Raw genomic sequence first — 1044 nt, 5'->3', positions numbered from 1 at the left:
TGGCCTATATCAACGGAGCCTGATCAATGGATTTTTTCCTCATCACCCGCATGGTGATCCTCTACCCGTTCTTTGCTTGGCTGGGCGGCACCGGCGCGGCGGAGTTTGTGCAGTTCGACAAGGCTACAGATACGGTGACGATCCAATTTACTCTTGTGGCCGCTTGGCAGGCGGGTGCTGGCCTGCTGGGCTATGTCGGGACGTGGTGGGCATCGCGCAGGGCGAAGGCGGCGGGCGGCGCGACGTGACCGTGTAAGGTTAGCTCAATGCACGGATAATGTCTGAACCAAGGGAACGGGTGTTCTTTTTGTTCCCGGCGTCATTCAGGATGTCTACGCCAACGTCCTTTGCTATCTCTCTTAGGATCGGCTTAGCCATCGGCTGCACTTGTCCGTTCGTTTCGACAAGGATGGTGCCGTTCTCGAACTGAATAATGCGATGGGGGCCGTGGATGGCGCTGCCGGTTTCTTTCAACTGACGAAGCTCTTCGACCTGCAAGCGTTTTCGTGGATGGCCAGTCAGGTCCCCGGCGCCCGATGCTATGCCGCCGTTAATGTAGACGATGTACTGGCCAGCCTCATTGGCGCCCCGCCGCCGGATATCATCGGCGGGGCAGTCAAGAACTTCTTCGATAGATACGTCGTCGTCGTCGATTACCAGACGCAGAATCATAACGCGGCTGACAAGATCGAAGGTGCTTTCGCGGAAGGTCACATGGTTCGAGCTAGTGACGGTTTTCACCGAAATGTAGTCACCATCACCGGAAACAACATCATAGCCGCGCTGGTTAGTGGCCAGAGCCATCTGACCGCGGGTCACCATCGCCGCATACAGTTCACCGATGCGTCCGGTCAAATGGTTCAGTTCACCAGGGGAAACGCCCCACCCTATTTCCTTTTCGAACCATTCAAGGGCCTGTCCGAGAGAGCGGATAATTTGGGTCTGGGAGAGATTTCCTGCCATGTTGGTCTTTCAGATCGTCACGGTTCCAATAGTTGCAACCTGACGGTGCGGTCGTGGTCGGTCAACCGCCAAACTCTTGCC

General features: G+C 56.3%; 2 protein-coding genes. One reads left to right on the top strand and one right to left on the bottom strand.

Annotated features, from left to right (window positions below; all coding sequences use genetic code 11):
- Window positions 1-26 precede the first annotated feature (26 nt).
- Window positions 27-248 carry a hypothetical protein gene (locus tag C8N34_RS25860; RefSeq protein WP_108131077.1) on the top strand — a complete coding sequence of 74 codons (222 nt, stop codon included), beginning with the start codon at window positions 27-29 and terminating at the stop codon, window positions 246-248.
- A 10-nt stretch (window positions 249-258) separates the two neighbouring features.
- Here C8N34_RS25860 and C8N34_RS25855 read toward each other — a convergent pair whose 3' ends face one another.
- On the bottom strand, window positions 259-963 hold the full coding sequence (locus C8N34_RS25855; RefSeq protein ID WP_108131076.1) for a DUF6998 domain-containing protein: 705 nt from the start codon (window positions 961-963) through the stop codon (window positions 259-261).
- Between the last annotated feature and the right edge of the window lie 81 nt (window positions 964-1044).

Source organism: Gemmobacter caeni (assembly GCF_003054195.1).
GTDB classification, from domain to species: domain Bacteria; phylum Pseudomonadota; class Alphaproteobacteria; order Rhodobacterales; family Rhodobacteraceae; genus Gemmobacter; species Gemmobacter caeni.
Note: the sequence above shows the minus strand (reverse complement) of the source record. Positions and strands in the feature narration are given on the sequence as shown.